Consider the following 26,310-nt stretch of genomic DNA (forward strand, 5'->3'; position numbering starts at 1 on the left):
ACATTATATCACAGTATCCGCCCGTTTTCAAGTCTGCTGACGGCAATGACATTTCACACAGTATGAGCATATAATGAAGAGTACCGCATTTCCTGCTGACCTGCGCAATACGCAGCAGTCAGGGGTGATACTTTTGACCATCAGTATTCTTGATATGCCATCATACACCTACGCTGTCAAGGCTCAGCGGCTCCTGCGTTCACGTGGCTATCCGTGCAGGATAAGGCGGCGCGAAAAAAGCTCTGACCGCGGCTGCGGCTACTCTGTCCACATCACAGGCAGCAGCGAAAGCCCAGCAAGACTACTTGAAAGCTATAATATACCCTATTCTGTAATAAGCGGCGGAGGTGAAGGCGATGATCAACTTTGACAACGCAGCCACCACCTTCCCTAAGCCGCTGTCTGTGCGCCGTGCAGCTATGGAAGCCATAAGAAATTACGGAGGAAATGCAGGCAGAGGAGGTCACGAGCTTGCTATGCGTACCTCTGAGGCACTTTACTCAGCCCGTGAGACCGCCGCTGCTTTTTTTGGTGCACAGCCTGAAAATACGGTTTTTACACTTAACTGCACCTATGCTCTGAATATGGCGATACAGGGAGTCATGAAAAACGGCGGACACCTTATCATAAGCAGTATGGAGCATAATTCGGCAGCCCGTCCTGTGTTCACGCTTGCCGCAGAAAAGAAGATAACTCTGTCCATAGCAGAGGTTTTTACAGATGACGAGCAGACAGTAGAGAGCTTCCGGCGGCTTATCCGCAGCGACACAAAAGCAATAGTCTGCACTCTTGCAAGCAATGTCACAGGCCAGCTGCTTCCCTATCGTGAAATTGCCGGACTATGCCGTGAAAACGGTATATGCTTCATCGCAGACGGCGCACAGACCTGCGGTATCTACGATATAAAACTTGACAGCGGCATAAATATACTATGCACCGCAGGTCACAAGGGACTTTACGGCATCACAGGCACAGGACTCCTTATTACCGACGGCAGCTTCCCTATCTCCCCTATTGTACAGGGCGGCACAGGAAGCGATTCCCTGCGGCTTTTTCAGCCTGAGATGCTCCCAGACAGCCTCGAAAGCGGCACACCCAATATCATCGGAGCTGTGACTGTAGGGGCAGGGATACGCTATATCAACTCATACGGCATCGACAATATACGCAGCCACGAAGAAAAGCTTTGCAGACTATTCATATCAGAGCTTGAAAACACGGGAGATATAACCTTCTTACGCGACGAAAAGGCAGAATATGCTCCTATCGTATCCTTTAATATAAACGGCTTTTCATCTGAAGAAGCCGCCTCGATGCTTGCCGACAAAGGTTTTTGTCTCCGCGCAGGCTATCACTGTGCAGCCCTTGCACACGCTTCTCTCGGAACAAAAAACGGAACGATCCGTTTTGCGCCGTCAGTATTTAATACAGAAACAGAAGTTAAAAATCTTGTATATTTTGTTAAGACAATGAAAAATTTACAAAATTCTTAAAAAACTATTGAAATTATCTGAATTTGTGGTACAATAATAATATATAGTATTGCGCAGTCAGCTATGAGGACACAAGTCCTCATACATAAACAGAACACGCAAAGTAAATATGTGTAATAATTCCCCAAGGGGGTGTATAAATGCTTAGAATACATCCGCAAGAGATATTCACTGCCTTTCTCAGTGTGGTAAGTACATTTGAACCTATTGATGTAATAGACGTTCTCATTCTTACTTACGTAATATATCTCCTGCTCAAGCTTATCCGCGAAACCCGCGCGGGTCAGCTCATAAGAGGAATACTTTTCCTTGTTGCAAGCTATTTTATCAGCGATGCAATAGGTCTCAAGGTCGTAAGCTATCTGCTCCAGCAGACTCTCAGCATGGGTGTACTTGCAATGATAGTCCTTTTCCAGCCTGAGCTGCGAAGAGCTCTCGAAAAAGCAGGACGAACCAAATTCGGAATACGCCTTTTCGGTATCGGTCAGAATAACGATGAGATCAAACAGATCTGGGAACCCGCAATAGAAGCTATATGCGATTCCTGCGTAGAGCTTTCGGCTACCTGTACAGGTGCGCTTATCGTAGTCGAAAGGCAGGTAAGACTGGGCGAACAGATCGAAACGGGCACCATACTTAACGCAAAGCCAAGCAAAGAAGTATTCGGAAATATTTTTTATCCCAAAACACCGCTGCATGACGGTGCTGTTATTATGCGTGACGGTATCATACTTGCAGCAGCCTGCTTTCTGCCAAAACCGCAGAAGGACGCTCTCATAAACAAAAAGCTCGGTTCAAGACACAGAGCAGCTATCGGTATGAGTGAAAACTCCGATGCTGTAGTTGTGGTGGTTTCCGAAGAAACAGGACAGATATCCGTAGCTGTAAACGGTACTCTCACAAGAGATTATACCCGTGAAAAGCTTAAAACATTCCTTGAAGAGCTTCTCTTCAACGACAAGACCGAGATATCTATCGGCAGAAAGTCTCTCTTTTCTTCACGCTCCGAAAGGAGGAAGAAATAATGAAGCTTTTCGGCAATATAACAAAACATAATGCAAAAGAGGCAAGAGCCAATCTGGTACTCCTTGCTATCTCTTTGATATGCGCTGTAGCAGGCTGGTTCATAGTATCCATAAAGCGATATCCGTCAGCCCACAAGGAGCTGTACAATATCCCCGTAGAACTTGATATCAGCGGTACTGAAGCCGCAGCAAACGGTATCAATGTACTGTCGCCGAAATCAGCCAAGGTAAATATAAGCTTTGATTGCAGCCGTATCGATTTCAGCAAGATAAACAATGATACCGTCAGAGCATATGTTGACTTCAAAACCGTAGACACAGTTGGTTCAAGGGAGATGACCATACAGATCGAAAGCAAAAACGGAATGACGCTGTCAAATATCGTTAAATCTCCTGCTACAATCACTGTCAATATGGACAAATTTGAGACAAAGACATTCCCTCTCAAAGCCAAAACACCGAATATAAATTCAGCTGAAGGAATGGTAATAAGCGAGGACGAAATAACCTGTACTCCCGCTGAGATCAATATCACAGCCCCTTCCGCACAGCTTTCAAGGATCGCAGAATGCTATGCCGTATCTGAAAAGAAGGATACGCTGAGCAGTACAACAAATATCAACAGTGAAAAATTACTGCTTCTTGACGAAGACGGAAATCCGCTGGATCAGGAATATATAAAGTCTGATTCGAGTGTTATAAGCATCAACATTCCCGTACTCAGCCAAAAGACCGTAAAGTTGGGAGTTAATCTCGGTGTACTGCCGGAAAACTTTGATCCTGACTGTCTTAATTTCACTATAACACCTGAAACCATTACCATTGCCGCAAAGGATTCAGAATCAAATCTCCCCGATCCGTTTGAGATACCTGCATTCCTAAATACGCTTGATATAGGCTATTCTTCTGATACCGACATCAATAAACTGCTTACCGATAACGGTATAAAGAATGTGTCAAATACAGAAAAGGTCAATATCACACTCAACAGTGAAGGTCTTTCATCGAAGGAGATCTATATCAACTGTGAGGATATACCTATAGCAAACAAACCGAGTGATAACAATGATTACACTATCCTTACACATCAGGTAAAAGTAAAGATAGTAGGACCTGAGGACATAATCAACGAGCTTACTGCTCAGGATCTCACAGCGTCCGTTAATCTCCTCGGAGTTGACACATCCAAGGATCAGTTTGAACCGCGCATCAAGGTATCATGCAAAACTCATAATAATGTATGGGCTGTGGGCGATGTTACAGTTAAGGTTCAGAAAAAGCCTAAGGATTACAAAACATCTCAGTCCTCTACAGTCACAACAAACGCATATTGATATCATAAGCCCCTCTGTACTGTTGTACAGAGGGGCTTTTTGTTTACAAAGCTGCAAAGCAATGGTAATTATTCACAAATTATTTATAACATCTTAAAACATTATGCCGAATTTCACTTGGTGTTAACAATTTATTAACATTTCAATGTCATAAGAGTGTTATAATGTGCGTGTACAAATACATTTTTGTACATTTTATTTTATTTAATCTTATCTGAAAGGATGATACACAATGAAAAACCATCTCTCCAAACGAATAACCGCCTCAATAATGAGCCTTGCACTGACAGTAACAGCCTTACCGATCTGTGTCCTGCCTGCAACTGCTGCAACGCCATCAGGATCAGTAACAGCTGTCAAAAATGTAGGTCTGTCACAGACAATGAAGGTAGACTCTGTATACAAGGGCACTTTCCCCGAGGACGGCGCTGACTCCGTTACCTTCACCCTCAGTACAAGCTACTCAGGACAGAGCTTTTCATACGGCTTCGGCTGTTCAACTGCCGAGGATCCTTACTGGCTCGAGCTCGACAAGAGCGGCAAATGGATGGAAGGCGGAGCAGGTTCAAAGGTAGAGGGTACAGCCTGCAAGCTTGACAAATCTTCAAACACTATCACTATAGACCTGAAAAAAGCAGGCATAAAGCCGGGAGGTTCATTTGAATTCAGATGCTATTATTCGGCACACTGGGACAACTCAAAGAGCGATATGGTTGATAACTCGGTTACCCTTACAGGAGTTGACTTCAAGGGCGGAAGCAGTTCCTCATCTTCTTCGAGCAGCAGCTCTTCGACTGCATCAAAGAACAAAAAGAGCGGTTCATGGAGCTTCAAGGACAATAAGGACGGCACTGCAACTGTTTCGTCTACGGTCACAAAACAGCTTGACGACCTTGACTACAAGCTCACTGTCGGCTACGATGAGGATTATTACGCTAAAAAGGGCGAAAAAATAACAGATACCTCCCCTATCAACAGTCATAAATTCAAGTACAGTGATTTCGGTATAGGCGAGACAGAGGGCATAACTATAGAGTCACTTGATGTCATAGTAGAGACAGATTTCGATGTTGATAAATTCATGTACGGCTGCGGCACAAACGTTGAAAAAGGCTCTCCTGCTGACACAGAATACGCAAAGAGAGGCATCATAGACGGCAAGGAAGAGGCAGGCTACTGGTATAACGAAATGGGCGAGGAATCCCGTGAGGAATTTGAGGACGCAGGCGTTGAATTCGGCATCAAGGATATAGGCGAAGGCACAACTCTCGAAGGCGCAGGAAAATGGATAGAATGCGTCTGGGACGTTCCTGCCGATGTACAGAAATACCAGACTACAGCAGCTACCGATTCTATCGGTTTCCAGTTCTGGTACGGCACAAAGGATACTACCAAATATACAGAGATAACCGAGGACGACGATGTTACTATCACAAGCGCCGCACTGACATATACCATTACAAAGACTATCCCATATACCAAGTCTATAAAGACAGCTATAGGCAAGGTGCTTGACTGCACGGCTTCATCTGACTCAAAGAAAAACCTTGAGGTAGACTACTCCGATCTGGGTATTGAGTCTGATATGAGGGTATACGCTATCAGATTTGACGTTTCCGCAAAGAAGGACGTCAAGAAACTGGTTTACGGCACAGGTACAGGCACAACAAACGCTGACGATGATTACTGGTATCAGGAGCCTGTGAACTCTGTTGTGCTCAATGCAGGCAAGACCGCAGAGATCATGTGGGTACTTCCCAAGGCAGTTGCAGGCGACAAGCCTGAAAAGAATATAGTAAATCCTGACGGAAAGGTAGTATTCGGTTATTATTACGGCGAATCCGACTCTATCACAGTTGATAACATCGAAGTATACTATGATGTCTATACTACCACCACCACAACTACTACAACAACCACAACTACCACCACTACAACTGTTTCCACTGCTCCGAAGGTTACCCTCTGGGGCGATGCAAACTGCGACGGTGACCTTGATCTCAGTGATGCAGTAATCATAATGCAGAGCCTTGCAAATCCTAACAAGTACGGAGTTAAGGGCTCTGACACTCATCATATCACCGATCAGGGAATTGCCAACGGCGATGTATACCAGAACGGTACAGGACTCACTTCAAATGACGCAGCATCTATACAAAAAAGACTGCTCAATCTCATAACAGAGTTACCCGAGTCTTACAAATAAAAACAAACATTGTTCAAGAGCTGCCGTTATGAGGCAGCTCTTTTTTATTAAAAACACCGAAAATAGCAAAAAAAGCCTTGTTTTTTCATGTTTCATCTTCCATTTTATGGTTAAGCATGATATAATGAAAATTGCCGTTTTATCATACCCATATAACAATAAGCGGTATTTGCTTTATAAAAAGCACAAAATGTTATATAATAAAATACAGAAGGAGAATTACATGAGAGTCAAAAGATTTTTAGTGCCTGTTCTGTCATTTGCACTATGTGCAGGACAGCTTTCAGCAGCAGCCGCGACTGGCGCAGGATATAACAGCAGTATTTCTGTATACAAAACAGATACTCCTGCCTTTGCAGCTGCAACAGAAGCGCTTATCCCACAGACAGCAGTAAAAGATGTATCCTCTGCCGTTACAACCACCGCAGCAGTTACTACAACAGCCGTTACTACAACAAAGACTGAATTGCAGACCACTGATATCAACGCTCTTGGCGATGTAAACAATGACAAGCTTATTGATGCAAACGATGCATCGCTGATACTGAAGGCATATGCAAAGCTCTCAAATAATATGGCGTCGGGACTTTCTTTTGAACAGGCCAATGCAGCCGATGTAAATTATGACCGCCATATAGACTCTATCGACGCTTCATGCATACTTTCATATTACTCCTACGTTTCCACAAACGGCACTCTTTCACTTGAGGAATACCTCAAGGCTGACAAGCCGTCTGCAACCACAACTGCCACTGCAGCAGTTACGACTACTGCCGCAAAAACTACAGCTACTACAGCAGCTTCGACCACAAGCTCCGCTCCTGCTGCTTCTACCAGTTCAACAACTGCTAAAGCTGTGACCACATCAGCCACTGCATCGTCAGCTGCTTCGACAACGACAACAACAAAAACAACTGCTGCAACTACAACAACAGCACAGCCAACCACCACAACTACTTCGGCCGCTCCCACAACCACGACCACAACGGCTGCTTCCACAACAACTACTACAACTACCACCACTACTGTTACGACACTTCCTGCAACTACGACCACAACTGCATATCAGGATCCTTACAAAGTTCAGGCAATAAAGCTCAGCAAGACTGAGATATCCCTTAATGTAGGTGATAAAGGTGACATTTCGTATGTTACCATGCTGCCGCTGACAGTAACGGATTATCGTGATATATGGAGCTGCTCCGATGAAAGCGTCGCAATAGTCGACAATGAGGGCTGGATATTCCCACTCTCCGAGGGCAGCTGTATAGTTACAGTACAGAGCATAAATAATCCGTCTGTAAAGGCTGAGATAAAGGTCACAGTAAAGGATCCCAACAGGGTAAGCTCAATAAAGCTCAGCAAATACAGTATGTCTATCCCCATAGGCGGAGGAGATATTGCCTATGTAACTATGCTCCCTTCCAATGCGACAAACAAGAAGGAGACATGGAAAAGCTCAGATGAGACCATTGCAAAGGTCGATGCTTCGGGCTGGGTAAGCGGCGTATCCGAGGGAACCTGCACCGTAACGGTTTACAGCAAGTCAAATCCCGATGTTCACGCATCTGTAAACGTTACCGTTACCGATCCTAAAAAGGTAAGAGAAATAAAGCTAAGCAAATACGAAATGGATCTCCTTGTGGGAACTACAGATATATCATATGTCACAATGCTGCCGACCACAGCAGTAAATACCGATGAGGTATGGACAAGCTCAAATCCAGCTATCGCAAGCGTTGACAACTGGGGCAACGTTTACGGAGTATCAGCAGGAAAATGTGTGGTAACTGTAATAAGCAAAGCCGATCCCAGCATAAAGGCCGATATAGCGGTCTCAGTACATAACAGGCCTGTTGTATCATCTTCCACAACCATAACATCTACTACTACCACTACAACGACCACCACGACTACCTCAACATCAACTCAGACATCTTCGACAACATCAACAACTTCAACCACTATAGCTTCAACGACTGTTACAACAACTTCCGATCAGCCGACGCATCTTATCCAGAATATAAACGGAGCTACCTATATCGACGGAATATTAGTCGTAAACAAGACCTACAGTCTCCCCGAAAACTTTGGGGTAACAGAGCTCAATCCCCTTGCACTTGACAGCTTCAACAAGCTTGCTGCCGACGCTGCACTTCTCGGACTCAAGATCAAGTGTTCATCAGGCTTCCGTTCATACGCTACACAGAGCACCATATATAACAACTATGTAGCCTCCGACGGTCAGGCAGCAGCTGATACCTACTCTGCAAGGCCGGGACATTCCGAGCATCAGACAGGACTTGCAATAGATGTAAATTCTATAAGCAATGATTTTATAGATACTCCCGAGTGTGAATGGCTCGCAAAGAACGCTCATAAATACGGTTTTATAATCCGTTATCCAAAGGGCAAGGAAAGTATAACAGGCTATCGCTATGAACCGTGGCACATAAGATACCTCGGAGTGGATACTGCCACAGCAGTTTACAACAGCGGTCTCTGCCTTGAGGAATACCTAGGTATCGACTCATACTACAGATAAACAGAAAAGCTGCCGATATTCCGGCAGCTTTATTTTATATGAAAGCAGCTCTCAGAAGCTTCGCCATATGTCGGGAAGCTATCCAAGGGAACGATACTGCTCCACCTCCTGACGACGCGCTCATATTGCCGCTTACATTATAGTATGCAGAAAGCAGAAAAAAGTACAAAGAAATTTCTTACAGCACATATAAATATTATTGTAAATATTGTCAGAATTATGTAACCATAATGAGAAATTCCGTAAGCAATTGATATCCAAACTGTATTCAAACCGTGATTGCTCTGTTATTGCATATTCGGCTGTGATAATATATAATATAATCATACCAAGGAAATAAACACTCATAAAAAACCTTCATTGTTCCCCCCGCGAAGTGTCGAAAATACCTCCCGACGCTTCTGCTAAGACGGACTCGCACACACCCCGTCTATGAACACACCTTTCAGGAAAAAGAGAAAAAACCGCCGGCGCAATAGTGTCGGCGGTTCTCTTTTTGTCATCTCAATATCTCATTTCAAATTTTTTTCTGATTTTCTGTCACAAAAGCTTTGAAAAAAGCGTTTATATAAGTGTGGGGACAATCAGTAATATAAAAGTGATTTGAATGGCATAAAAAGTCGGGCTGCGCACAGGGTCTGTGTATACAGATAACAGCTGCAATATTTGTGCAAAGCCCATAGGCACTGTACTTTTTATGCTTAACAAATCACCTTTATATGAAAAAACTGAAAGGAAAATTCACATGAATAAAAACTTTTCACGCATCTTGGCTCTGACCTCTGCATTTTGTTTTGCACTGTGTTCCTGTTCCGAAACCAAAAACAATTCCCCGAGCACACAAAATGATACATCTCAAAGCGATCAGGTGTCTGCACAGACTCTGACAGAGCTTTCCGAAAATTCATATAAGCTTGTAAAGCACAAGACTCTCGATAATATCGGATACCTGTATAACGTCATAAAGACCGCAAGCGGTGACTATCTGGCATATAGCAGCTATGACGGAGATGAGCCCTGTATATTAAAGATAAACTCTGATTTTTCCGATACTCAGCTTTTAAAACTTGAGCTTCCCGAAGAAGCAGAGCAAGCCGATGAACAATGCAACTTCATCACCTATAATTCGGACGGCTGTGCTGCTGTTTATTACACATTATACGATAACGGCGATATGTCTGCCCCCGAAGAATACGACGAAAACTTTGATTACGATGCATTTTACGCTAACCAGAAAAAAACACACGCTATATGCTTCTACAACAGCGACGGGAGCATAAAAAAGTTCATTGACCTTGGTGACATTGGCGATGAAGAGGATAACGGCTACAGCGATTATACTTACCCTGCAAATTCAGAACTGCCTGACAGTGATACATATATCGGACTGTTCAGATATAATGAAATACATATTTTCAAAAGCGACGGAAGCAAAGACAAAATATCCATTCCGTCCGAATACACACAATACTGCGAACCTAAGCTGCTGACAGGCGCTGACGGTAAAATTTACATAAGGGCAGTTGCTCCTAATAAGGACTATACGTCCACACAAACACAAATATTTGAGATAGATATCGACGCTAAGGAAATAAAAGAACCTGTTTTCAGTGAAAACAGCAGTTACAGTATATCAGCCCCACATGACTTTGCAGCAGGCTACGGCGACTACATTTTCATGGGTACAAGCGAAAACGATGTTATCGGCATAAAAGCTGACGGAACATCTGAGACTATACTAAAATGGGTAGACGCAGATACTACTGCTATGGGCATCGTTCCTGCGGAAAACGGAGAATTTTACTGTTATACATATACAAGTTCTCACGGTGAAAAAACCAATTCCGTTGAGGTATATAAGCTTGTACACCGCGAAGCAGGCGAGCTTGACAATGTACAGCTCATAACTATGGCTTCGTTCGGCACTAATCCGCTGAATTACTATATAAGCAAATTCAACCGTGAGCAGGATAAATACAGAATACAGACCATTGACTATTCATCTGAGCTTACTCCGGAAGAAATGGAGGACAAGTCTGCGAAGTCTATTGCTGAAAGATACAATGATGATCTCAACAGGCTGAAAATTGATATTGCAGCAGGAAAATGCCCTGATATACTGACGCTTGACAGCAGCACCTCAACTCTTCTCGGCAAAAAAGGCGCACTTCTTGATCTTTACACCCTTATGGATAATGACTCTGAGGTGAACCGCGATACAGTAGTTTCCAATATACTCAAAGCAATGGAAAACAGTGACGGCAAGCTTTATTCGATCACACCAAGCTTTACGGTCAATACCATCGCAGCAAAGAAAAAGTTCGTTGACCACGAAAACTGGACATTGCAGGAAATGATCGACCTTTACGACAGTAAGGATACTGCCGTTCACCGTTACGACAGAATGACCAAGCAGGATATTTTCAGATACCTCATATGTTCTGACAACAAGCTTGTAGATATAGAAAATTCAGAATGTCATTTTGATACTCCTGAATTTATAGAGCTTCTCAATTTCTGCAACAGATTTGTTGATGATATGGAGTTTGCAGATAAAGGAAACAACGAGGAATACATGAATTACTGTATGGGACTCGCAAACGGCAGAAAAGATGAAAGCGAACTTATCTCAATTATACATCTCTGCGGAGACCGCGATCTTGCACTGGATAAATTTGATTTCGGCGAGGATATCTCACTTGTAGGCTATCCAACATCTAACGGCAAGGGCGGCAAGATAATCCCGAACTATGAATTCTCCATAGGCGCAAGATCGTCTGTTAAGGAAGGTGCATGGGAGTTCATCAAGATGATGCTCAAGGAAGCTTCAGAACAAGGCATTGATGACGGCAAGGGTGGTCTTGCAAACGGCTATCCGGTTTTAATCAAGGATTTCGACAAGCAGATAGATGGTATGTCAAAGGTATATGTTTACGATGAAAATGGTGATCTTACAGAATCAACCTCCTTTACAGCCAACGGTATACCTATAGAATTACTCTCAAAGGACGAGCTTGCAGACCTCAGAAGATATATACTCAGCTGTGATACTCTTCTAAATACAATAGATGAAGATGCATATGCAATTTGCATGGAAGAAGCCGATGAATACTTCAAAGGAGGAAAATCCGCAGAGGAAGCTGCAAAGATGATGCAGAACCGCATATCACTGATCGTCAGTGAAAAGAGCTGAGTTTATTAAAGACATCTCCTATTACGCTTTTTTCATAATATTCTCTATATTTCAGAAAAACGGCAGTCATAATAATGGCTGCCGTTTTTCGTATAAAAAAATTTTGATGATATTCAATGGTTTTCCGTTGAAAAAAACGTTTTTTCAGCCCCCTTATAGAAAGGCATAAAAATCGGCACAGCTTTCGCCGTGCCGATAATTATATTTACTTGCCTGTCTTAGGATCGAACTTTCCGAGGAGGTAGAGCTGAATCCTTACAGCGTCGTTATTAGTAACGCTGCCGTTGTTGTTTACAACAGAAGCATTGTTAAGACCTGCCTGTGTGATGTGGTTCTTGTCAGTACCGCGAACGCCGTACTTATTCGGGTTAGCAAGGCTCTGCATGATAAGAACAACGTCTGACATATCTACCTGACCGTCACCGTTTGAATCTCCCCAAACAATATCTGCTGCATTTGGAACATCAGTAGTTGTTATCTGAGCAGTAGTAGTTGTTGTTGGTGTCGTTGTTGGCTGTTGAGGTCTTGTGCCGATGTAAACGCCGTTATCGTAGCATTCCTGACATACAGGGAAGCCAAGAGGACCATAGATAGCCTCTGATTTTGGTATCTCCTTGCCACAGTGATCGCACTTTACAGTCTCTACGGGAGCTGTAGTTGTAACTGTTGTAGTAGTTGTAGTCTGCTTGCTTGTTGTAGAAGTTTTAGTTGTAGTTGTTGTGGTAGTAGTTGTAGTAGCAGGCTTTGAAGTAGTTATTGTTTCCTTTGGCTCAACAATTACAGGAGTGCCATTGCCTGCCTTACCGCCGTCAAGGTTGCTCTTTGCACCTGATGAATAGAACTGATTGAGTGAAAGACCGTTAGCTCCGAGAGCTGTCTGGTGGTCGAGACCGATGTACTTGCCTGAATCTGTCTGCCAGAGTGACTTCTCGAACAGGCTGTACTTGTTGTTATCCCAGTTCATGAATGTAGGATCAAGAAGTCCGCCTGTATCACCTGAGTTAGGATTGATACACCAGAATGTGTGGTTGATATGGTTGTCTATCATGTAATCACGGAGAAGCTCCATCCACTTCTGGTTAGCGCCCTTGTCCATATGACCGCCCCACTCACCGATGAGAAGAGGTGCGATATCTTCCTTATTGATGTATGCCCATGTGTCATACCAGTAATCTTCAAGAAGAGTCTCTGTAGTAAAGTCCTTGTCGAACCATGTCTGTGCATATACTGACGGACCGTAATCGTGAGGTGAGTATACTATCTGTGAAGTACCGCTTTCAGGTACTACAGGATACTGTCTTACACCGCGGAGGTTTCCTCCCCACCATGCACCGTACCATTTTTTATCCGCTTCTGTCTTTGGCTCCCATACATCAGGTGTATCGAATGTATAGCCCTTTTCAGTCATAGGATACTGCTCTATGCCCTCTACGAAAATAAGAGCATGAGGATTTACCTTGAGGATAGAATCTGCGCAGGTCTTTGCAGCATAAGCCCAGTTGTTCTCATCTGTTGAGCCGTCCCACTTAGCAATATCGGAAGGACACTCATCGCCCTTGTAGCCGCGCTTGCCGTGTGGCTCGTTCTTCAGGTCATAACCGATGAGAGTATCATCATTTGAATACTTTTCAGCCAGCCATGTAAGTGAGTCGATCCATACCTTTGTAGTTACGCCTGCCTTGCCGTACCAGAGCTCATAGTTGTGTCCTGAGTTGTTGGCATCCGGGCTGTGGATATCAATGAATACCTTGATACCGTACTTCTTGCACTTCTGCATGATGATATCGAATATCTCCATTGAGTTCTTGAGTGTCTTACCGTCAGACTCAACGAAATCTCTGTTGATATCACCGTATTTTCCTGCGGGAGTGATAGTGCCGTCCTCGCCTACAACGTCCTGCGGAGGATTGTAGCTTGCCTGTACCGAGCTTACAGGGTTTGGCTTGCCGTTCATCCATGATACGAGAAGCTCAGAAGAAATAGGCAGACGGAGAGTATTGATACCGTGGTCTGCAATGCTCTGGAGCATATCGTCAACATCTCTTGCGTAGAGACCGTGAGCACAGTTCTCAGAGCAGTTGAAGCCGAACCAGTTTGCACCTGTGATCCAGACTTCGTTTCCGTTCATGTCGTAGAGTCGGCTTCCCTTTGCGTGGAGCCAGTCGTCATTGTTGTCATCGGTTGAAGCAGCGCTGCCGATAGTTTCGGGCGCAACTGTAGGCACATAATAAGCAGCACCTGTTACAGTAAGCGCAGCTGCGGCAGCAACAGCTGCCAGTGATTTTAAGATCTTCATATTTTTTTCCCTCTCTGATTATATATTTTCCGCGCCGCCCATATCAGCAGCGCGGTATGAAGCTTATTTTACAGGAAGTGACTTATATTTGCCGAGGAGATACATCTGTATAGCCTGAGCATCATTTGTAGTTATGCCATTTCCGTTACCCTCAACGTCAGCATTTGCCGAACCCTCATCTGTAATATGATGATCATCTGTTCCCTTCAATCCGTATTTATTCGGATTAGCAAGTGCCTGCATTATGAGCACAGCGTCTGCAAGATCGACCTGACCGTCGCAATTAGAGTCTCCGTACAAGCGATTACTGGCGATCTCGGCAGATGTGGTAGTTGTAGTTGCTGCAGCAGACGAAGAAGTAGTTGTTTTGGAAGTTGTAGCAGTGGTGGTCTTTGCAGGATCAGCATCAACTGTCTTGCCGTCGGATTTCTTTCCGCCGTCAAGGTTGCTTCCCTCTGAAGCAGCATAATTAGCGTAGAAATCGTTCAGTGAGATACCGTCCTTGCCCAGTGCAACCTGATGATCGAGACCGATGAATTTCTTTGAAGTCGAGGTCTTCCATATAGCAGGATAATAGTATGTCTCATACTTTTCCGTATCCCAGTTTATAGTGGTCTTTCCGACCATTTTACCGTCAGCACCCTGTGTTACGCCAAACTGTATATCCTTCCAGAGTCCGCCCGTATCACCTGAGTCGTCATTGAGGCACCAGAATGTATGATTGATATGATTCTTTATCATGTAATCACGGAGAAGTCCGAGCCATTTCTCGTTCTTTCCGCCGTCAAGACGTCCGCCCCATTCTCCGATGAGGAGAGGATACATATCCTTGTCCACGAGATATGCCCATGTGTCGTACCAGTAGTCATCAAGGAGAGTTTTCTCTGTAAAGTCCTTGTTGAACCATGTCTGGTCACTTACTACAGGACCGTAGTCGTGAGGTGAATATACTATCTGAGATGTTCCCGAAGCAGGCATTACAGGGTATTTTGCAACGCCGCGGAGATTTCCTCCCCACCATGCGCCGTGTCCCTCAAAGCCTTCAACGCCCTCAATAAGAATGAGTGCATGGGGATTCTTTGCGAGTATAGCATCAGCACAGTCCTGTGCTGCTTTTTTCCAGTTGTTCGGAGCGTCTGAGTCGTCCCATATAGCATCTACAGGAGCTCCGCCGTATTTACTGTGAGGCTCGTTCTTCAGGTCGAAGCCGATAAGAGTATCATCGCCCTTGTAGTGGTCTGCGCACCATGCAAGGGTTTCTATCCAGACATCGGTAGTTACTTCAACTTTCTTTCCGTCGCGTCCCGTGAAGCTCTTGCCGTACCAGAGTCCGTAGTTATGTCCCGAGTTATTGGATTCGGGGCTGTGGATATCAATGAAGCACTTTACGCCGTACTTCTTGCACTTAGCAAGGAGGATATCGAAAAGCTCCATGCTGTTTACAACGCTTCCGTCGGACTTGATAAGGTCAACATTGAACGGATAGCTTGGATCGTCGTTAGGGTTTATGCTTCCTACAGGATCGGGATCACCTACCATCCAGTTGTAGAGCAGCTCCGTGGAAACAGGCAGTCTGAGCACATTTACACCGTGATCTGCGATATCCTTTACCATGTCGTCGATATCGCCGCTCCAGAGATAGTGAGGTGAACACTCGGTACAGTTGAAGCCGAACCAGTTTGCACCCGTGAGCCATACCTCATTGCCGTTCATGTCGTAGAGTCGGCTTCCTTTTGCGTGGAGCCAGTCGTCATTGTTTGTGTCAACTGCACAAGCTGTCATCATTGTCTGGCTAAGACAAGGTGCTGCTCCTGTCAAAGCCATTGTTGCAGCAGAAACTAACGCTGCAACAGAGCGTGTTAGTTTTTTCATTATTTAATTTCCCCTCTCATAGTATACTTTTCCAGTATACTTATAATTACCTATATTGTAGCATTTCAGCACATAAATGTCAAGAGTTTCGGGTAGATTTAGTACGAAATACAGGCAAATTATAAAGAATTAACGAAATAACTCGCACATAAAAACATTATGCCACGCTCCCTATTCTAATAATCGTAAGGGCATGGCATAATCGGACAAAAATTATAAAATTATTTCAGCTTTCTCTCAGTTCCTGTATCTTATCACGGAGATATGCAGCGTGTTCAAATTCAAGCAGCTTTGCCGCATTCTTCATTTCCACGGTCAGCTTGTCTATGAGATGCTGCTTCTCAGAAGCCGACATTTTCTTCTTTTTGGTCTTTTCCTCCACCTTGTTCTTGGAGGTTATCTCCAGAACGTCGCGGACTTCCTTGATGATAGTCTTTGGCACTATACCGTGCTCCTCATTGAACGCCATTTGCAGTGAACGGCGGCGTTCTGTCTCGGTTATGGCTCTCTCCATTGAACCTGTTACGGAGTCGGCATACATTATGACCTGACCTTTGGCATTTCTTGCTGCTCGTCCTATAGTCTGGATAAGCGAAGTCTCGCTTCTCAGGAAGCCCTCCTTGTCCGCATCGAGTATGGCGATAAGGCTTACCTCAGGTATATCAAGTCCCTCACGGAGAAGATTTATTCCTATGAGAACATCGAATACTCCCTCGCGGAGATCCTTAATTATCTCCATACGCTCGATAGTGTCGATATCGTGGTGGAGGTAGCGGACTTTAACTCCCAGCTTCTCATAATAAGAAGTCAAGTCCTCTGCCATTTTCTTCGTGAGAGTAGTAACAAGCACTCTCTCGTTAAGAGCGACACGCTCGTTTATCTCGGACAGCAGGTCATCAACCTGTCCGTGTGTAGGCTTTACGATTATCTCAGGATCAACAAGTCCCGTAGGACGTATCACCTGCTCCACGATAGTATCAGTCTTTTCACGCTCTATCTGTCCCGGAGTAGCACTGACGTAAATCGCCTGATGTATATGATCGTTGAACTCGTCAAAGTTCAACGGACGGTTATCCATAGCACTTGGCAGACGGAAGCCGTATTCCACAAGAGTAGTCTTTCGTGCGCGGTCGCCTGCGTACATGGCGCGAACCTGCGGCAGAGTTACATGGCTCTCGTCCACGATGAGGAGGAAGTCCTCGGGAAAGTGATCCATAAGTGTAAGCGGAGTGCTGCCCGCAGGTCTGCCTGCAAGCACACGGGAGTAGTTCTCGACTCCGCTGCAATAGCCCACCTCACGTAGCATTTCCATGTCGTAGTGTGTACGCTGCTCAATTCGCTGAGCCTCTATGAGCTTGTTGTTCTGCTGGAAGTAGTCGATGCGCTCCGCAAGCTCGCGGTCTATCTCTGTAAGTGCAGCTTCAAGCTTTTCATCGCCCACAACATAGTGGGAAGCAGGAAAAATAGCCGCATGGGACACAACTGCCTTTACCTCCCCCGTTATCACGTTTATTTCGGAGATACGGTCTATCTCGTCACCGAAGTATTCAACTCTGACCGCCGTATCCGTGGACATTGCAGGGAATATTTCCACAACATCGCCGCGGACTCTGAACTTGTTACGCTCAAAGGCTATATCATTGCGCTCGTAGCGTATTTTCACAAGCTCTGCGATGAGCTGGTCGCGGGGCTTTTCAGCGCCCTGACGAATTGAAACGCACATGGAACGGTACTCCTCAGGACTACCGAGAGAGTATATACACGAAACACTGGCAACGATTATAACGTCACTGCGCTCCGCAAGAGCAGTTGTGGCAGAGTGACGCAGCTTGTCTATCTCATCGTTTATGGAGGAGTCCTTTTCGATGTAGCTATCCGTGCTCGGCACGTAGGCTTCAGGCTGATAGTAGTCGTAGTAGGAAACAAAGTACTCAACGGCATTTTCGGGGAAGAACTCGCGGAACTCCGAGCAGAGCTGCGCTGCAAGTATCTTATTGTGAGCAAGTACAAGTGTGGGCTTGTTCACACGGGCGATGACGTTTGCCATTGTGAAGGTCTTTCCCGAACCCGTAACACCCAGGAGTATCTGCTCCTTTTTGCCCGACTGTATGCCGTTTACAAGTTTGTCGATAGCCTGCGGCTGGTCGCCTGCGGGCGCGTAGTTTGAACATAGCTTGAAATGATCCATAGTTCCCCCTTTTGAAGTTGAGAATGTAGGGGCGCACAGTGTGCGCCCCTACAGGCTAACGGCTAACAGCTTCGGGCGGATAATATCCGCCCCTACTGAATTAGCTTTCCGTCTTTTATTCCTCAGGATAAATATTAGTATATTCGCCCTCTTTTAAATCAAAAAACGCTAATACTTCATTCCAGTTTTTAAAATCATCTTTCAATTTACTACCATATTTTTTGGCAATACCAATATATTTCTTATCGTAACTGCATATCCAACATAAGACATCTTCGGCAAATCCCTCTTCATTAACAAAAGCAATATATTCTACGTCATCGTCCAATGATTTATGAATTGAAAAGAAATAATTTCCAAATTCGCTATTGTCACGAATATGTCCGTAAACCATATTTGGAAGAGGAGACTCGTTACAAAAGAACTCCATGCCTATCCCACTTGCCATCGTTCTTGATGAGGATTTTTTTCCTTGTGAATCATCATCTGAAACATCTGTAGTATTATTTATGTTTGTATCTGTGATATCAACTGTGGTTTGTGAAGATAAGAGCGATGCTTTATTATTATGTCCACAACTTATAAAGCAAAATGCAAAAACTGCAATTACAGAAAATAGTATTGTTTTTCTATACCGCATAATTAAGAATAATCCTTTTCATATCTTGGTAATGTCAACAAGCTCCACGTCGTTGATAGTCCTGCCCGATTCGAGAACCTTTACCAGCGATTTCGCCGTATCTACAGCAGTTAAACTACAGATAGAACGCTCAATGGACTTTCTTCTCATCTTAACGCTGTCACGCTCTGGGAGTCTGCCCTTTGCGGAAGTGGATATTACATAGTGTATCTTGCCGCTGTCAAGGAGAGTCTCAACGTTTGGCTCACCGTCGGATATCTTGCGGACAAGGTTTGCAGCTATCATATTCCTGTGGAGAACGCTCTGTGTACCTGATGTTGCATAAAGCTCAAAGCCCATCTGCTCGAACTTATCGGCAATAGGAAGTATCTCCCTCTTGTCGCTGTCACGTACCGAGATAAGAACTCCGCCCTCGCGCTTGAGGTCAAAGCCTGCTGCGATAAGTCCCTTTAAGAGTGCGTCCTCAAGGTTTCTGCCGATACCGAGACACTCACCTGTGGACTTCATCTCAGGTCCCAGCATTGTATCAACGTCTGTGAGCTTCTCGAATGAGAATACAGGAACTTTAACTGCAACATAGTCGCCTGCCGGGTAAAGTCCGCTTTCGTAGCCCATATCCTTGAGCTTTGCGCCGAACATTATCTTTGTTGCGATATCGACCATTGGTATGCCTGTTACCTTGCTGATGTAAGGAACAGTTCTTGATGAACGTGGGTTTACCTCGATAACGAATACCTCATGGTTGTAAACAACATACTGTATATTCACAAGGCCGATAACGTTGAGCTCCTTTGAAAGAAGTCTTGTGTACTCAACGATTATGCGCTTGATACGCTCTGAAAGATGCTGTGCAGGGTAAATAGATATAGAGTCGCCCGAGTGAACGCCTGCACGTTCGATATGCTCCATGATACCCGGGATAAGGAAGTCCTCGCCGTCACAGATAGCATCTACCTCGACCTCAGTACCCATCATGTACTTGTCGATGAGGACAGGGTTTTCAATATTATGGCTCATGATGATGCCCATATACTCCTTTACATCTGCATCGGAATGAGCGATTATCATGTTCTGACCGCCGAGAACATAGGAAGGACGGAGAAGTACAGGATAGCCGAGATCATTTGCAGCCACAAGAGCTTCCTCTGTGTTCATTACAGTATGTCCCGCAGGTCTCGGTATACCGCACTTTTCAAGCACTTCGTCAAAACGCTCTCTGTCCTCTGCCGCGTCTATCATATCAGCAGAAGTACCGAGGATACGAACACCCATATCCGAGAGGTAACGTGTAAGCTTGATAGCTGTCTGTCCGCCGAACTGAACAACTACGCCGTAAGGCTGCTCGGTCTCAATAATGGACTGAACGTCCTCCTTTGTCAGCGGATCGAAGTACAGACGGTCGCCTGTATCGAAGTCGGTGGAAACGGTCTCGGGATTGTTGTTGCAGATAACAGCCTCGTAGCCAAGCTCTTTAAGAGTCCATACGCAGTGTACCGAGCAATAGTCGAACTCGATACCCTGTCCGATACGGATAGGACCGCTGCCGAAAACGATGACCTTTTTCTTGCCCTTGTCGGTGCGCTCGATGAACTGCTTTGCTTCGTTCTCCTCGTCGAATGTGGAGTAGAAGTAAGGAGTTTCAGCCTTGAACTCGCCTGCGCAGGTATCAACCATTTTGTATACGGCACTCTTGTGCTTGGGGCACTTCTGTCCCGATATGCGCTCGATAGTGCTATCGAGGTAGCCGTACTGCTTTGCGATATCGTACTTTTCCTCTGTGAGCTCACCCTCTGCGAGCCATTTTTCAAGCTCGACAAGGTTCAGGAGCTTATAGAGGAACCAGTTGTCTATCATGGTTATCTCGTGTATCTCTTCGGGAGTTATTCCGCGCTTGAGAGCTTCAAATACGCAGAATGAACGCTCGTCGTCGATAACGTGGAGCTTCTCGCGTATCTCCTCTGTGGAGAGCTTTGCAAGCTTTTTAAGGTTCATAGTGTCAAGACCGAGCTCGATGGAGCGGACTGCCTTCATCATAGCCTGCTCGAAGCTTGTACCGATAGCCATTACCTCGCCTGTAGCCTTCATCTGAGTGCCGAGGGTACGCTTTGCATATACGAATTTATCGAAAGCCCACTTAGGGAACTTGATTACAACATAGTCCAGTGCAGGCTCAAAGCAGGCGTATGTCTTGCCTGTTACCTGATTGATTATCTCGTCGAGAGTATAGCCGATAGCTATCTTAGCGGCAGTCTTTGCTATCGGATAGCCCGTAGCCTTTGAAGCCAGTGCGGAAGAACGTGAAACTCTTGGGTTAACCTCGATAACGGCGTACTTGAAGCTTGTTGGATGCAGTGCGAACTGGCAGTTGCAGCCACCCTCGACTTTGAGCTCCTTGATGATATTGATAGCAGCTGTACGAAGCATCTGATACTCTCTGTCGCTGAGAGTTACAGCAGGTGCAATAACGATACTGTCGCCTGTGTGAACACCTACAGGGTCGAAGTTTTCCATTGAGCAGACTGTAATAACGTTGCCCTTTGCGTCACGGATGACCTCGAACTCTATTTCCTTCCAGCCGCTGATACACTTCTCAACAAGGATCTGTGTGATAGGTGAAAGACGGAGTCCGTTTGTAGCGATATCGCGGAGCTCCTCTTCATTCTGAGCTATACCGCCGCCTGTACCACCCAGTGTGAAAGCAGGACGAACGATAACAGGATAGTGTATCACCTGTGCGAAGTCCACTGCGTCCTCAACGGTCTCTACGACCTTTGAAGGTATGCATGGCTCGCCTATTTTTTCCATAGTGTCCTTGAATGCCTGTCTGTCCTCTGCCTTGTGGATAGTCTCCGGATCTGCACCGAGGAGCTTTACATTGTGGCTCTCAAGGAAGCCCTCCTCTGCAAGCTGCATGGACAGTGTAAGACCTGTCTGACCGCCGAGAGTTGAGAGAAGGCTGTCGGGCTTTTCAATTTCGATTATTCTCTTTACAACGTCAAGTGTGAGGGGCTCGATGTAGACCTTGTCTGCCATAGCCTTGTCGGTCATAATGGTAGCAGGATTCGAGTTAACAAGAATTACTTCCAGTCCCTCCTGTTTAAGTGCGCGGCAAGCCTGTGTGCCTGCGTAGTCAAATTCGGCAGCCTGTCCGATTACGATAGGACCTGAGCCGATAACGAGTACCTTTTTTATATCACTTCTGAGTGGCATTTCTATTACCTCCAAATAAGTAGTAAGTAGTATTGTAGGGAACGGCGCCCTCGCCGTTCCTTTAATATATCACTTTTGCGGAACGCCGAGGGCGGCGTTCCCTACTGAATTATTTCTTACTCATTGTTTCAACAAAATCGTCAAACAAGTACGCTGTATCCAGCGGTCCGCCGTGTGCTTCGGGGTGGAACTGAACTGTTCTTGCGTTGACTGAGGTATAGTGTATGCCCTCACAGGTCTTATCGTTTGCATTAATATGTGATACATGACCTACTGACGGGTCGATGCTGTCGCCTACTACCGCATAGCCGTGGTTCTGGCTGGTTACGTAGGTGAGACCGCTTTCAAGGTCGATAACAGGCTGATTTGCACCTCTGTGGCCGTATTTCAGCTTCTCGGTCTTTCCGCCGTTGGCAAGAGCCATGAGCTGATGTCCGAGGCAGATGCCGAATATCGGTATGCCAAGCTTCTGTATCTCCTTGATATTCTCTATTATCTCAACATTTTCGGCAGGGTCTCCGGGGCCGTTTGAGAACATGATACCGTCGGGAGCAAGCTCCTTTATTTCAGCAGCTGTGGTGTATGCAGGTACTACAACCACCTCGCAGCCGCGCTTTAAAAGCTCCTGTCTGATATTGCGCTTGTAGCCGAAATCGAACAGTGCAACTTTAAGCTTTTTCTCCTCGGGCTCATATGTGAGAGTCTCGGTATTTGTAACATTCTTTACAGCGTCCTTTACTGTGAAAGCGCGTATCTTTTCGAGAAGCTCGTCCTTCTTTGCGTAAACGTCCTCGGTAGTTATAACGCCGTTCATTACACCCACCTCGCGGATAGTTCTTGTAAGGCGGCGGGTGTCAATGTTATTGATACCGACGATGTTATGCTCCTTCAAGAAGTCGTTGATGTTGCCCTCACAGCGGAAGTTTGACGGTGCGTTGCACCACTCTCTAACGATATATCCCGATACATAGGACTTAGCGGACTCGTTGTCCTCTGAGTTCACACCGTAGTTTCCGATAAGGGGAAAGGTCTGTGTGACTATCTGTCCGTAGTAGCTGGGGTCTGTAAGAGTTTCCTGATAGCCTGTGACACCTGTGGTGAATACGACTTCACCTATGACCGTACCCTTAGCGCCGAAGCTCCTGCCCTCGAACACCTGTCCGTCGGCAAGCATAAGGTAAGCTTTTTCGCCCATGTTGAATAATGACATTGTAAATTCCTCCTTCGTTTTTTTTAGAGGTCGTATTGTTGATGTTTTGCACCCTGTTCCACACGCCATTGTATGGAAGAGCGTTTTTTAATTCGGAATTCGTAATGCAGAATTCGGAATTATTGTGTCCGCTTACGCGGAAATATTCGATTTGTAGGGGCGGGAGTCACCGTCCCCTACTTTCTACTTTCTACTCACTACTCACTTGAGATTGATATACTGGCAGATATCGTCTCTCATGCGGATAACTTCTCTTCTTGCTGCCTTTGCGAAATCTCTTTCGTCGCAGCCTTCTTTCTTGTATGCACACATTACTGCGCGTGAGGAGTTTACTATAGCTCCGAGACCGTTCTCGTCAAAGCCGCCCTTTAAGCCTTCTGCTCCGCCGCCCTGTGCGCCGTAGCCCGGAACAAGGAACATTGTGTGAGGGAGTCTCTTTCTCAGCTCTGTGAGCATTTCCGGATATGTAGCACCTACAACTGCGCCTACTGCGGAATAGCCGTACTTTCCGCGTGTATCCTCGCCCCACTTCTCGCACATATCGCCCATGCACTCGTAGATAGTGCGTCCGTCAGCAAGCTTCATATCCTGAAGCTCACCTGATGAGGGGTTGGAAGTCTTAACAAGTACGTATATGCCCTTGTCACGGTCGCGGCATACTTTAAGGAGAGGCTCGATACCGTCTGTGCCGAGGTAGCCATTAACTGTAAGAGCATCTGCTCCGAAAGCTTCAAGATTGTTCTCTCCCACTGATGTAACACCGAGGTGTGCATTTGAATAAGCTTCCATTGTTGCACCTATATCGTTTCTCTTGCCGTCTGTCATTACGAACATACCGTTGAGCTTTGCGTAGCGGATAGTCTTTTCAAGAGTTCTGATGCCGTAGTGTCCGTACATCTCATAGTAAGCAGCCTGTGGCTTGATAGCAGGTACTATATCGTGTATCTCGTCTATGATAGCCTGATTGAAGTCGAATATCGCCTTTGCAGCAGCCTTTAATGTCCAGCCGTCACTGTCAAGATAACGACGCTGAATGAATTCGGGAACATACTCCAGCTTAGGGTCAAGACCCACCACTGTAGGATTTTTAAGGTCGATTATCTTTTCGATAAGTCTGTCAAATGACATATGTTTTCCTCCTGTAATTACATTTCATTATATCTTATCTCGCCCTTTGATATAGTAACGAGAGGCTTTCCTGTAAGTTCCATGCCCTTGAATACTGTGTTATGCGACTTTGAATGGAGCTTTTCGGGCACTACTGTCCATTTTTTATTTATATCGGCGATCACAAGGTCTGCTGTACTGCCTTCCTTTATTGCAGGCACTTCAAGACCGAGAAGCTTTCGCGGATTTGCGCACATGAGCTCAACTACTCTGTTAAGGCTTATCTCACCTGTATGATAAAGAGCTGTGAGAGTTGCGGCAAGAGATGTTTCAAGTCCCACAACTCCGTTGGGAGCTTTCTCAAAGTCAGCTTTTTCCTCGGCTGCATGAGGAGCATGGTCTGTGATTATGCAGTCGATAGTACCGTCCTTTACTGCTTCTATGATAGCCTTTACGTCCTCGGGAGTCCTGAGAGGCGGATTCATACGGTAATCCGCGTCACGCTTCTCCAGCAGCTTATCCGTCAGCATGAAGTAGTGCGGTGCAGTCTCGCAGGTTACCTTTACTCCCCTTGACTTTGCAAAGCGTATCATTGCCGCACTTCCTTCAGTGGAAACGTGGCAGATATGGATACGGGCATCAACAGAGGAAGCAAGTATCATCTCACGGGCGGTTATGTAGTCCTCGGAGGCTCTGTCCATACCCTTGACGCCAAGCTTTGCGGAAGTCTCGCCCTTGTTCATAATACCGCCGTTTATTATGCTCAGGTCCTCGCAGTGTGAAGCAACGAGGAGGCCGTTCTCCTTTGAAAGCTCAAGTGCTTTCCTCATCATCTCTGCGTTCTCGACAGGTCTGCCGTCATCGGATATGCATATGCAGCCTGCGGCTTTAAGAGCTTCGTAGTCGCAGAGGCCGTTTCCGCTCATTCCGCCTGTGATGCAGCCTACGGGATACACTTCAACTCCCGTTCCCTCTGCCTTGTCGATTATATAGCGTATAGTTTCGGGATCATCGCATGGCGGCTTTGTATTGGGCATCGCAAGTACTCCTGTAACTCCGCCTGCAAGTGCAGCAGCACAGCCTGTAAGGATATCCTCCTTGTGAGTAAGCCCCGGATCGCGGAAATGTACGTGCATATCAAAAAGTGAAGGCATGAGCACAAGTCCTGTGCCGTCTATTATCTTATCTGCTTCTGCCGATATATTGTTTCCCAGCTTTGATATTTTACCGCCGCTGATAAGTACGTCTGTGACAATATCCGTTTCAGTATCAACTGCACGGATTTTCCTGATGAGTATCTGAGACATGATTACCTCGCTTTCATATTGTTGTGATTTTCAGTATATGGCAACTCCGTCGCTGCCGTCCAGTTCCATTGCAGAGACCTTTACTACCTCGCTGTGAGAGGTGGGAAGATTTTTGCCCACATAATCGGGACGTATGGGAAGCTCTCTGTGTCCGCGGTCAACCAGCACAGCAAGCTGTATAGTACGCGGTCTGCCCCGCTTTATAAGTGCATCTATGGCTGCACGGGAGCTTCTTCCCGTAAAGATCACATCATCGACTATGACAACGTTCTTGTCCGTTATATCAAAAGGGATATCGGTCTTTTCAGCAACATCGCCATGCTTGCTGTCGTCACGGTAGGGAGTTATGTCAAGTGCTCCGAAAGGCACTTCGTTCTTTTCAAGCTCCGAGAGCTTTGCTGCGATACGTCTGCCAAGAGGCACTCCTCTTGAAAAGATACCAACGACACAGAGATCCTCAGTGCCCTTGTTTCTCTCGATTATCTCATATGAGATACGGGCAATGGCTCTGTTGACCGCTTTATCGTCCATGATAATGCGCTTTGTATCCATACAGGCTCTCCTTTCAACAAAAAATGCTCCCCGCTGCGGCAGGGAGCATACTTATAGTTATAGCTATAGTTAGAGTTATAGTTATAGTATCAAATAACGCGCCTTGCCGACCTCACGGGATCGGATTTAAAG

At 45.6% G+C, this 26,310-nt stretch carries 16 protein-coding genes; 7 read left to right on the plus strand and 9 right to left on the minus strand.

Annotated elements, in window-relative coordinates:
- Positions 1–133 precede the first annotated feature (133 nt).
- The 7 genes from L870_RS18050 to L870_RS0115285 all read left to right on the plus strand — a co-directional run bounded on the left by L870_RS18050 (position 134) and on the right by L870_RS0115285 (position 11,796).
- Positions 134–370 (plus strand): putative Se/S carrier-like protein, encoded by a 237-nt coding sequence (locus tag L870_RS18050; RefSeq protein ID WP_162148456.1) that lies wholly within the window; start codon positions 134–136, stop codon positions 368–370.
- Positions 357–1,493, plus strand: coding sequence for an aminotransferase class V-fold PLP-dependent enzyme (locus tag L870_RS0115255; protein WP_028518870.1), 1,137 nt, complete (start codon positions 357–359; stop codon positions 1,491–1,493). The genes L870_RS18050 and L870_RS0115255 overlap by 14 nt, the downstream gene beginning before the upstream one ends.
- Positions 1,494–1,633: 140 nt before the next feature.
- The gene (cdaA, locus tag L870_RS0115260; protein ID WP_028518871.1) at positions 1,634–2,518 is read left to right on the plus strand and encodes a diadenylate cyclase CdaA; all 885 of its coding nucleotides are present in this window, start codon (positions 1,634–1,636) and stop codon (positions 2,516–2,518) included.
- Entirely contained in the window at positions 2,518–3,852 is a 1,335-nt protein-coding gene (locus L870_RS0115265) for a CdaR family protein (RefSeq protein ID WP_028518872.1), read from the plus strand. Before cdaA ends, L870_RS0115265 begins: the two co-directional genes overlap by 1 nt.
- A gap of 232 nt (positions 3,853–4,084) precedes the next feature.
- Positions 4,085–6,058: a DUF5620 domain-containing protein gene (locus tag L870_RS19555; protein WP_028518873.1), complete on the plus strand. Its 1,974-nt coding sequence runs from the start codon at positions 4,085–4,087 to the stop codon at positions 6,056–6,058.
- 223 nt (positions 6,059–6,281) lie between these two features.
- A complete protein-coding gene (locus L870_RS19430; protein ID WP_051411613.1) occupies positions 6,282–8,603 on the plus strand; it encodes a D-alanyl-D-alanine carboxypeptidase family protein in 2,322 nt (773 codons plus the stop codon).
- Positions 8,604–9,348: 745 nt separating this feature from the next.
- Positions 9,349–11,796: a type 2 periplasmic-binding domain-containing protein gene (locus L870_RS0115285; protein ID WP_028518874.1), complete on the plus strand. Its 2,448-nt coding sequence runs from the start codon at positions 9,349–9,351 to the stop codon at positions 11,794–11,796.
- A 205-nt stretch (positions 11,797–12,001) separates the two neighbouring features.
- On the opposite strand, the gene L870_RS18060 is transcribed toward L870_RS0115285, so the two are convergent.
- The 9 genes from L870_RS18060 to pyrR form a co-directional block, all read right to left on the minus strand.
- Positions 12,002–14,092: a cellulase family glycosylhydrolase gene (locus tag L870_RS18060; protein ID WP_037272716.1), complete on the minus strand. Its 2,091-nt coding sequence runs from the start codon at positions 14,090–14,092 to the stop codon at positions 12,002–12,004.
- Positions 14,093–14,155: 63 nt separating this feature from the next.
- Positions 14,156–15,964 carry a cellulase family glycosylhydrolase gene (locus L870_RS0115295; protein ID WP_028518875.1) on the minus strand — a complete coding sequence of 603 codons (1,809 nt, stop codon included), beginning with the start codon at positions 15,962–15,964 and terminating at the stop codon, positions 14,156–14,158.
- A gap of 226 nt (positions 15,965–16,190) precedes the next feature.
- On the minus strand, positions 16,191–18,152 hold the full coding sequence (gene uvrB / locus L870_RS0115300) for an excinuclease ABC subunit UvrB (protein WP_028518876.1): 1,962 nt from the start codon (positions 18,150–18,152) through the stop codon (positions 16,191–16,193).
- 115 nt (positions 18,153–18,267) lie between these two features.
- Positions 18,268–18,792, minus strand: a complete 525-nt coding sequence (locus L870_RS0115305; protein ID WP_028518877.1) for a hypothetical protein — start codon at positions 18,790–18,792, stop codon at positions 18,268–18,270.
- Positions 18,793–18,810: 18 nt separating this feature from the next.
- Positions 18,811–22,002 carry a carbamoyl-phosphate synthase large subunit gene (gene carB, locus L870_RS0115310; RefSeq protein ID WP_028518878.1) on the minus strand — a complete coding sequence of 1,064 codons (3,192 nt, stop codon included), beginning with the start codon at positions 22,000–22,002 and terminating at the stop codon, positions 18,811–18,813.
- Positions 22,003–22,111: 109 nt separating this feature from the next.
- Positions 22,112–23,212, minus strand: a complete 1,101-nt coding sequence (locus L870_RS0115315) for a carbamoyl phosphate synthase small subunit (protein ID WP_028518879.1) — start codon at positions 23,210–23,212, stop codon at positions 22,112–22,114.
- 201 nt (positions 23,213–23,413) lie between these two features.
- Positions 23,414–24,340: an orotidine-5'-phosphate decarboxylase gene (gene pyrF, locus L870_RS0115320; protein ID WP_028518880.1), complete on the minus strand. Its 927-nt coding sequence runs from the start codon at positions 24,338–24,340 to the stop codon at positions 23,414–23,416.
- A gap of 17 nt (positions 24,341–24,357) precedes the next feature.
- Positions 24,358–25,626 (minus strand): dihydroorotase, encoded by a 1,269-nt coding sequence (locus L870_RS0115325; RefSeq protein WP_028518881.1) that lies wholly within the window; start codon positions 25,624–25,626, stop codon positions 24,358–24,360.
- A gap of 30 nt (positions 25,627–25,656) precedes the next feature.
- Positions 25,657–26,178 carry a bifunctional pyr operon transcriptional regulator/uracil phosphoribosyltransferase PyrR gene (gene pyrR / locus L870_RS0115330; protein ID WP_028518882.1) on the minus strand — a complete coding sequence of 174 codons (522 nt, stop codon included), beginning with the start codon at positions 26,176–26,178 and terminating at the stop codon, positions 25,657–25,659.
- Positions 26,179–26,310 lie beyond the last annotated feature (132 nt).

The organism is Ruminococcus flavefaciens ATCC 19208 (assembly GCF_000518765.1).
GTDB classification, from domain to species: domain Bacteria; phylum Bacillota; class Clostridia; order Oscillospirales; family Ruminococcaceae; genus Ruminococcus; species Ruminococcus flavefaciens.

What these genes read in the sequence shown, in the direction of transcription:
- L870_RS0115255 (WP_028518870.1), top strand. Translation starts at nt 357, where the DNA reads ATGATCAACTTTGACAACGCAGCCACCACCTTCCCTAAGCCGCTGTCT.
- cdaA (WP_028518871.1), top strand. Translation starts at nt 1,634, where the DNA reads ATGCTTAGAATACATCCGCAAGAGATATTCACTGCCTTTCTCAGTGTG.
- L870_RS0115265 (WP_028518872.1), top strand. Translation starts at nt 2,518, where the DNA reads ATGAAGCTTTTCGGCAATATAACAAAACATAATGCAAAAGAGGCAAGA.
- L870_RS19555 (WP_028518873.1), top strand. Translation starts at nt 4,085, where the DNA reads ATGAAAAACCATCTCTCCAAACGAATAACCGCCTCAATAATGAGCCTT.
- L870_RS19430 (WP_051411613.1), top strand. Translation starts at nt 6,282, where the DNA reads ATGAGAGTCAAAAGATTTTTAGTGCCTGTTCTGTCATTTGCACTATGT.
- L870_RS0115285 (WP_028518874.1), top strand. Translation starts at nt 9,349, where the DNA reads ATGAATAAAAACTTTTCACGCATCTTGGCTCTGACCTCTGCATTTTGT.
- L870_RS18060 (WP_037272716.1), bottom strand. Translation starts at nt 14,092, where the DNA reads ATGAAGATCTTAAAATCACTGGCAGCTGTTGCTGCCGCAGCTGCGCTT.
- L870_RS0115295 (WP_028518875.1), bottom strand. Translation starts at nt 15,964, where the DNA reads ATGAAAAAACTAACACGCTCTGTTGCAGCGTTAGTTTCTGCTGCAACA.
- uvrB (WP_028518876.1), bottom strand. Translation starts at nt 18,152, where the DNA reads ATGGATCATTTCAAGCTATGTTCAAACTACGCGCCCGCAGGCGACCAG.
- L870_RS0115305 (WP_028518877.1), bottom strand. Translation starts at nt 18,792, where the DNA reads ATGCGGTATAGAAAAACAATACTATTTTCTGTAATTGCAGTTTTTGCA.
- carB (WP_028518878.1), bottom strand. Translation starts at nt 22,002, where the DNA reads ATGCCACTCAGAAGTGATATAAAAAAGGTACTCGTTATCGGCTCAGGT.
- L870_RS0115315 (WP_028518879.1), bottom strand. Translation starts at nt 23,212, where the DNA reads ATGTCATTATTCAACATGGGCGAAAAAGCTTACCTTATGCTTGCCGAC.
- pyrF (WP_028518880.1), bottom strand. Translation starts at nt 24,340, where the DNA reads ATGTCATTTGACAGACTTATCGAAAAGATAATCGACCTTAAAAATCCT.
- L870_RS0115325 (WP_028518881.1), bottom strand. Translation starts at nt 25,626, where the DNA reads ATGTCTCAGATACTCATCAGGAAAATCCGTGCAGTTGATACTGAAACG.
- pyrR (WP_028518882.1), bottom strand. Translation starts at nt 26,178, where the DNA reads ATGGATACAAAGCGCATTATCATGGACGATAAAGCGGTCAACAGAGCC.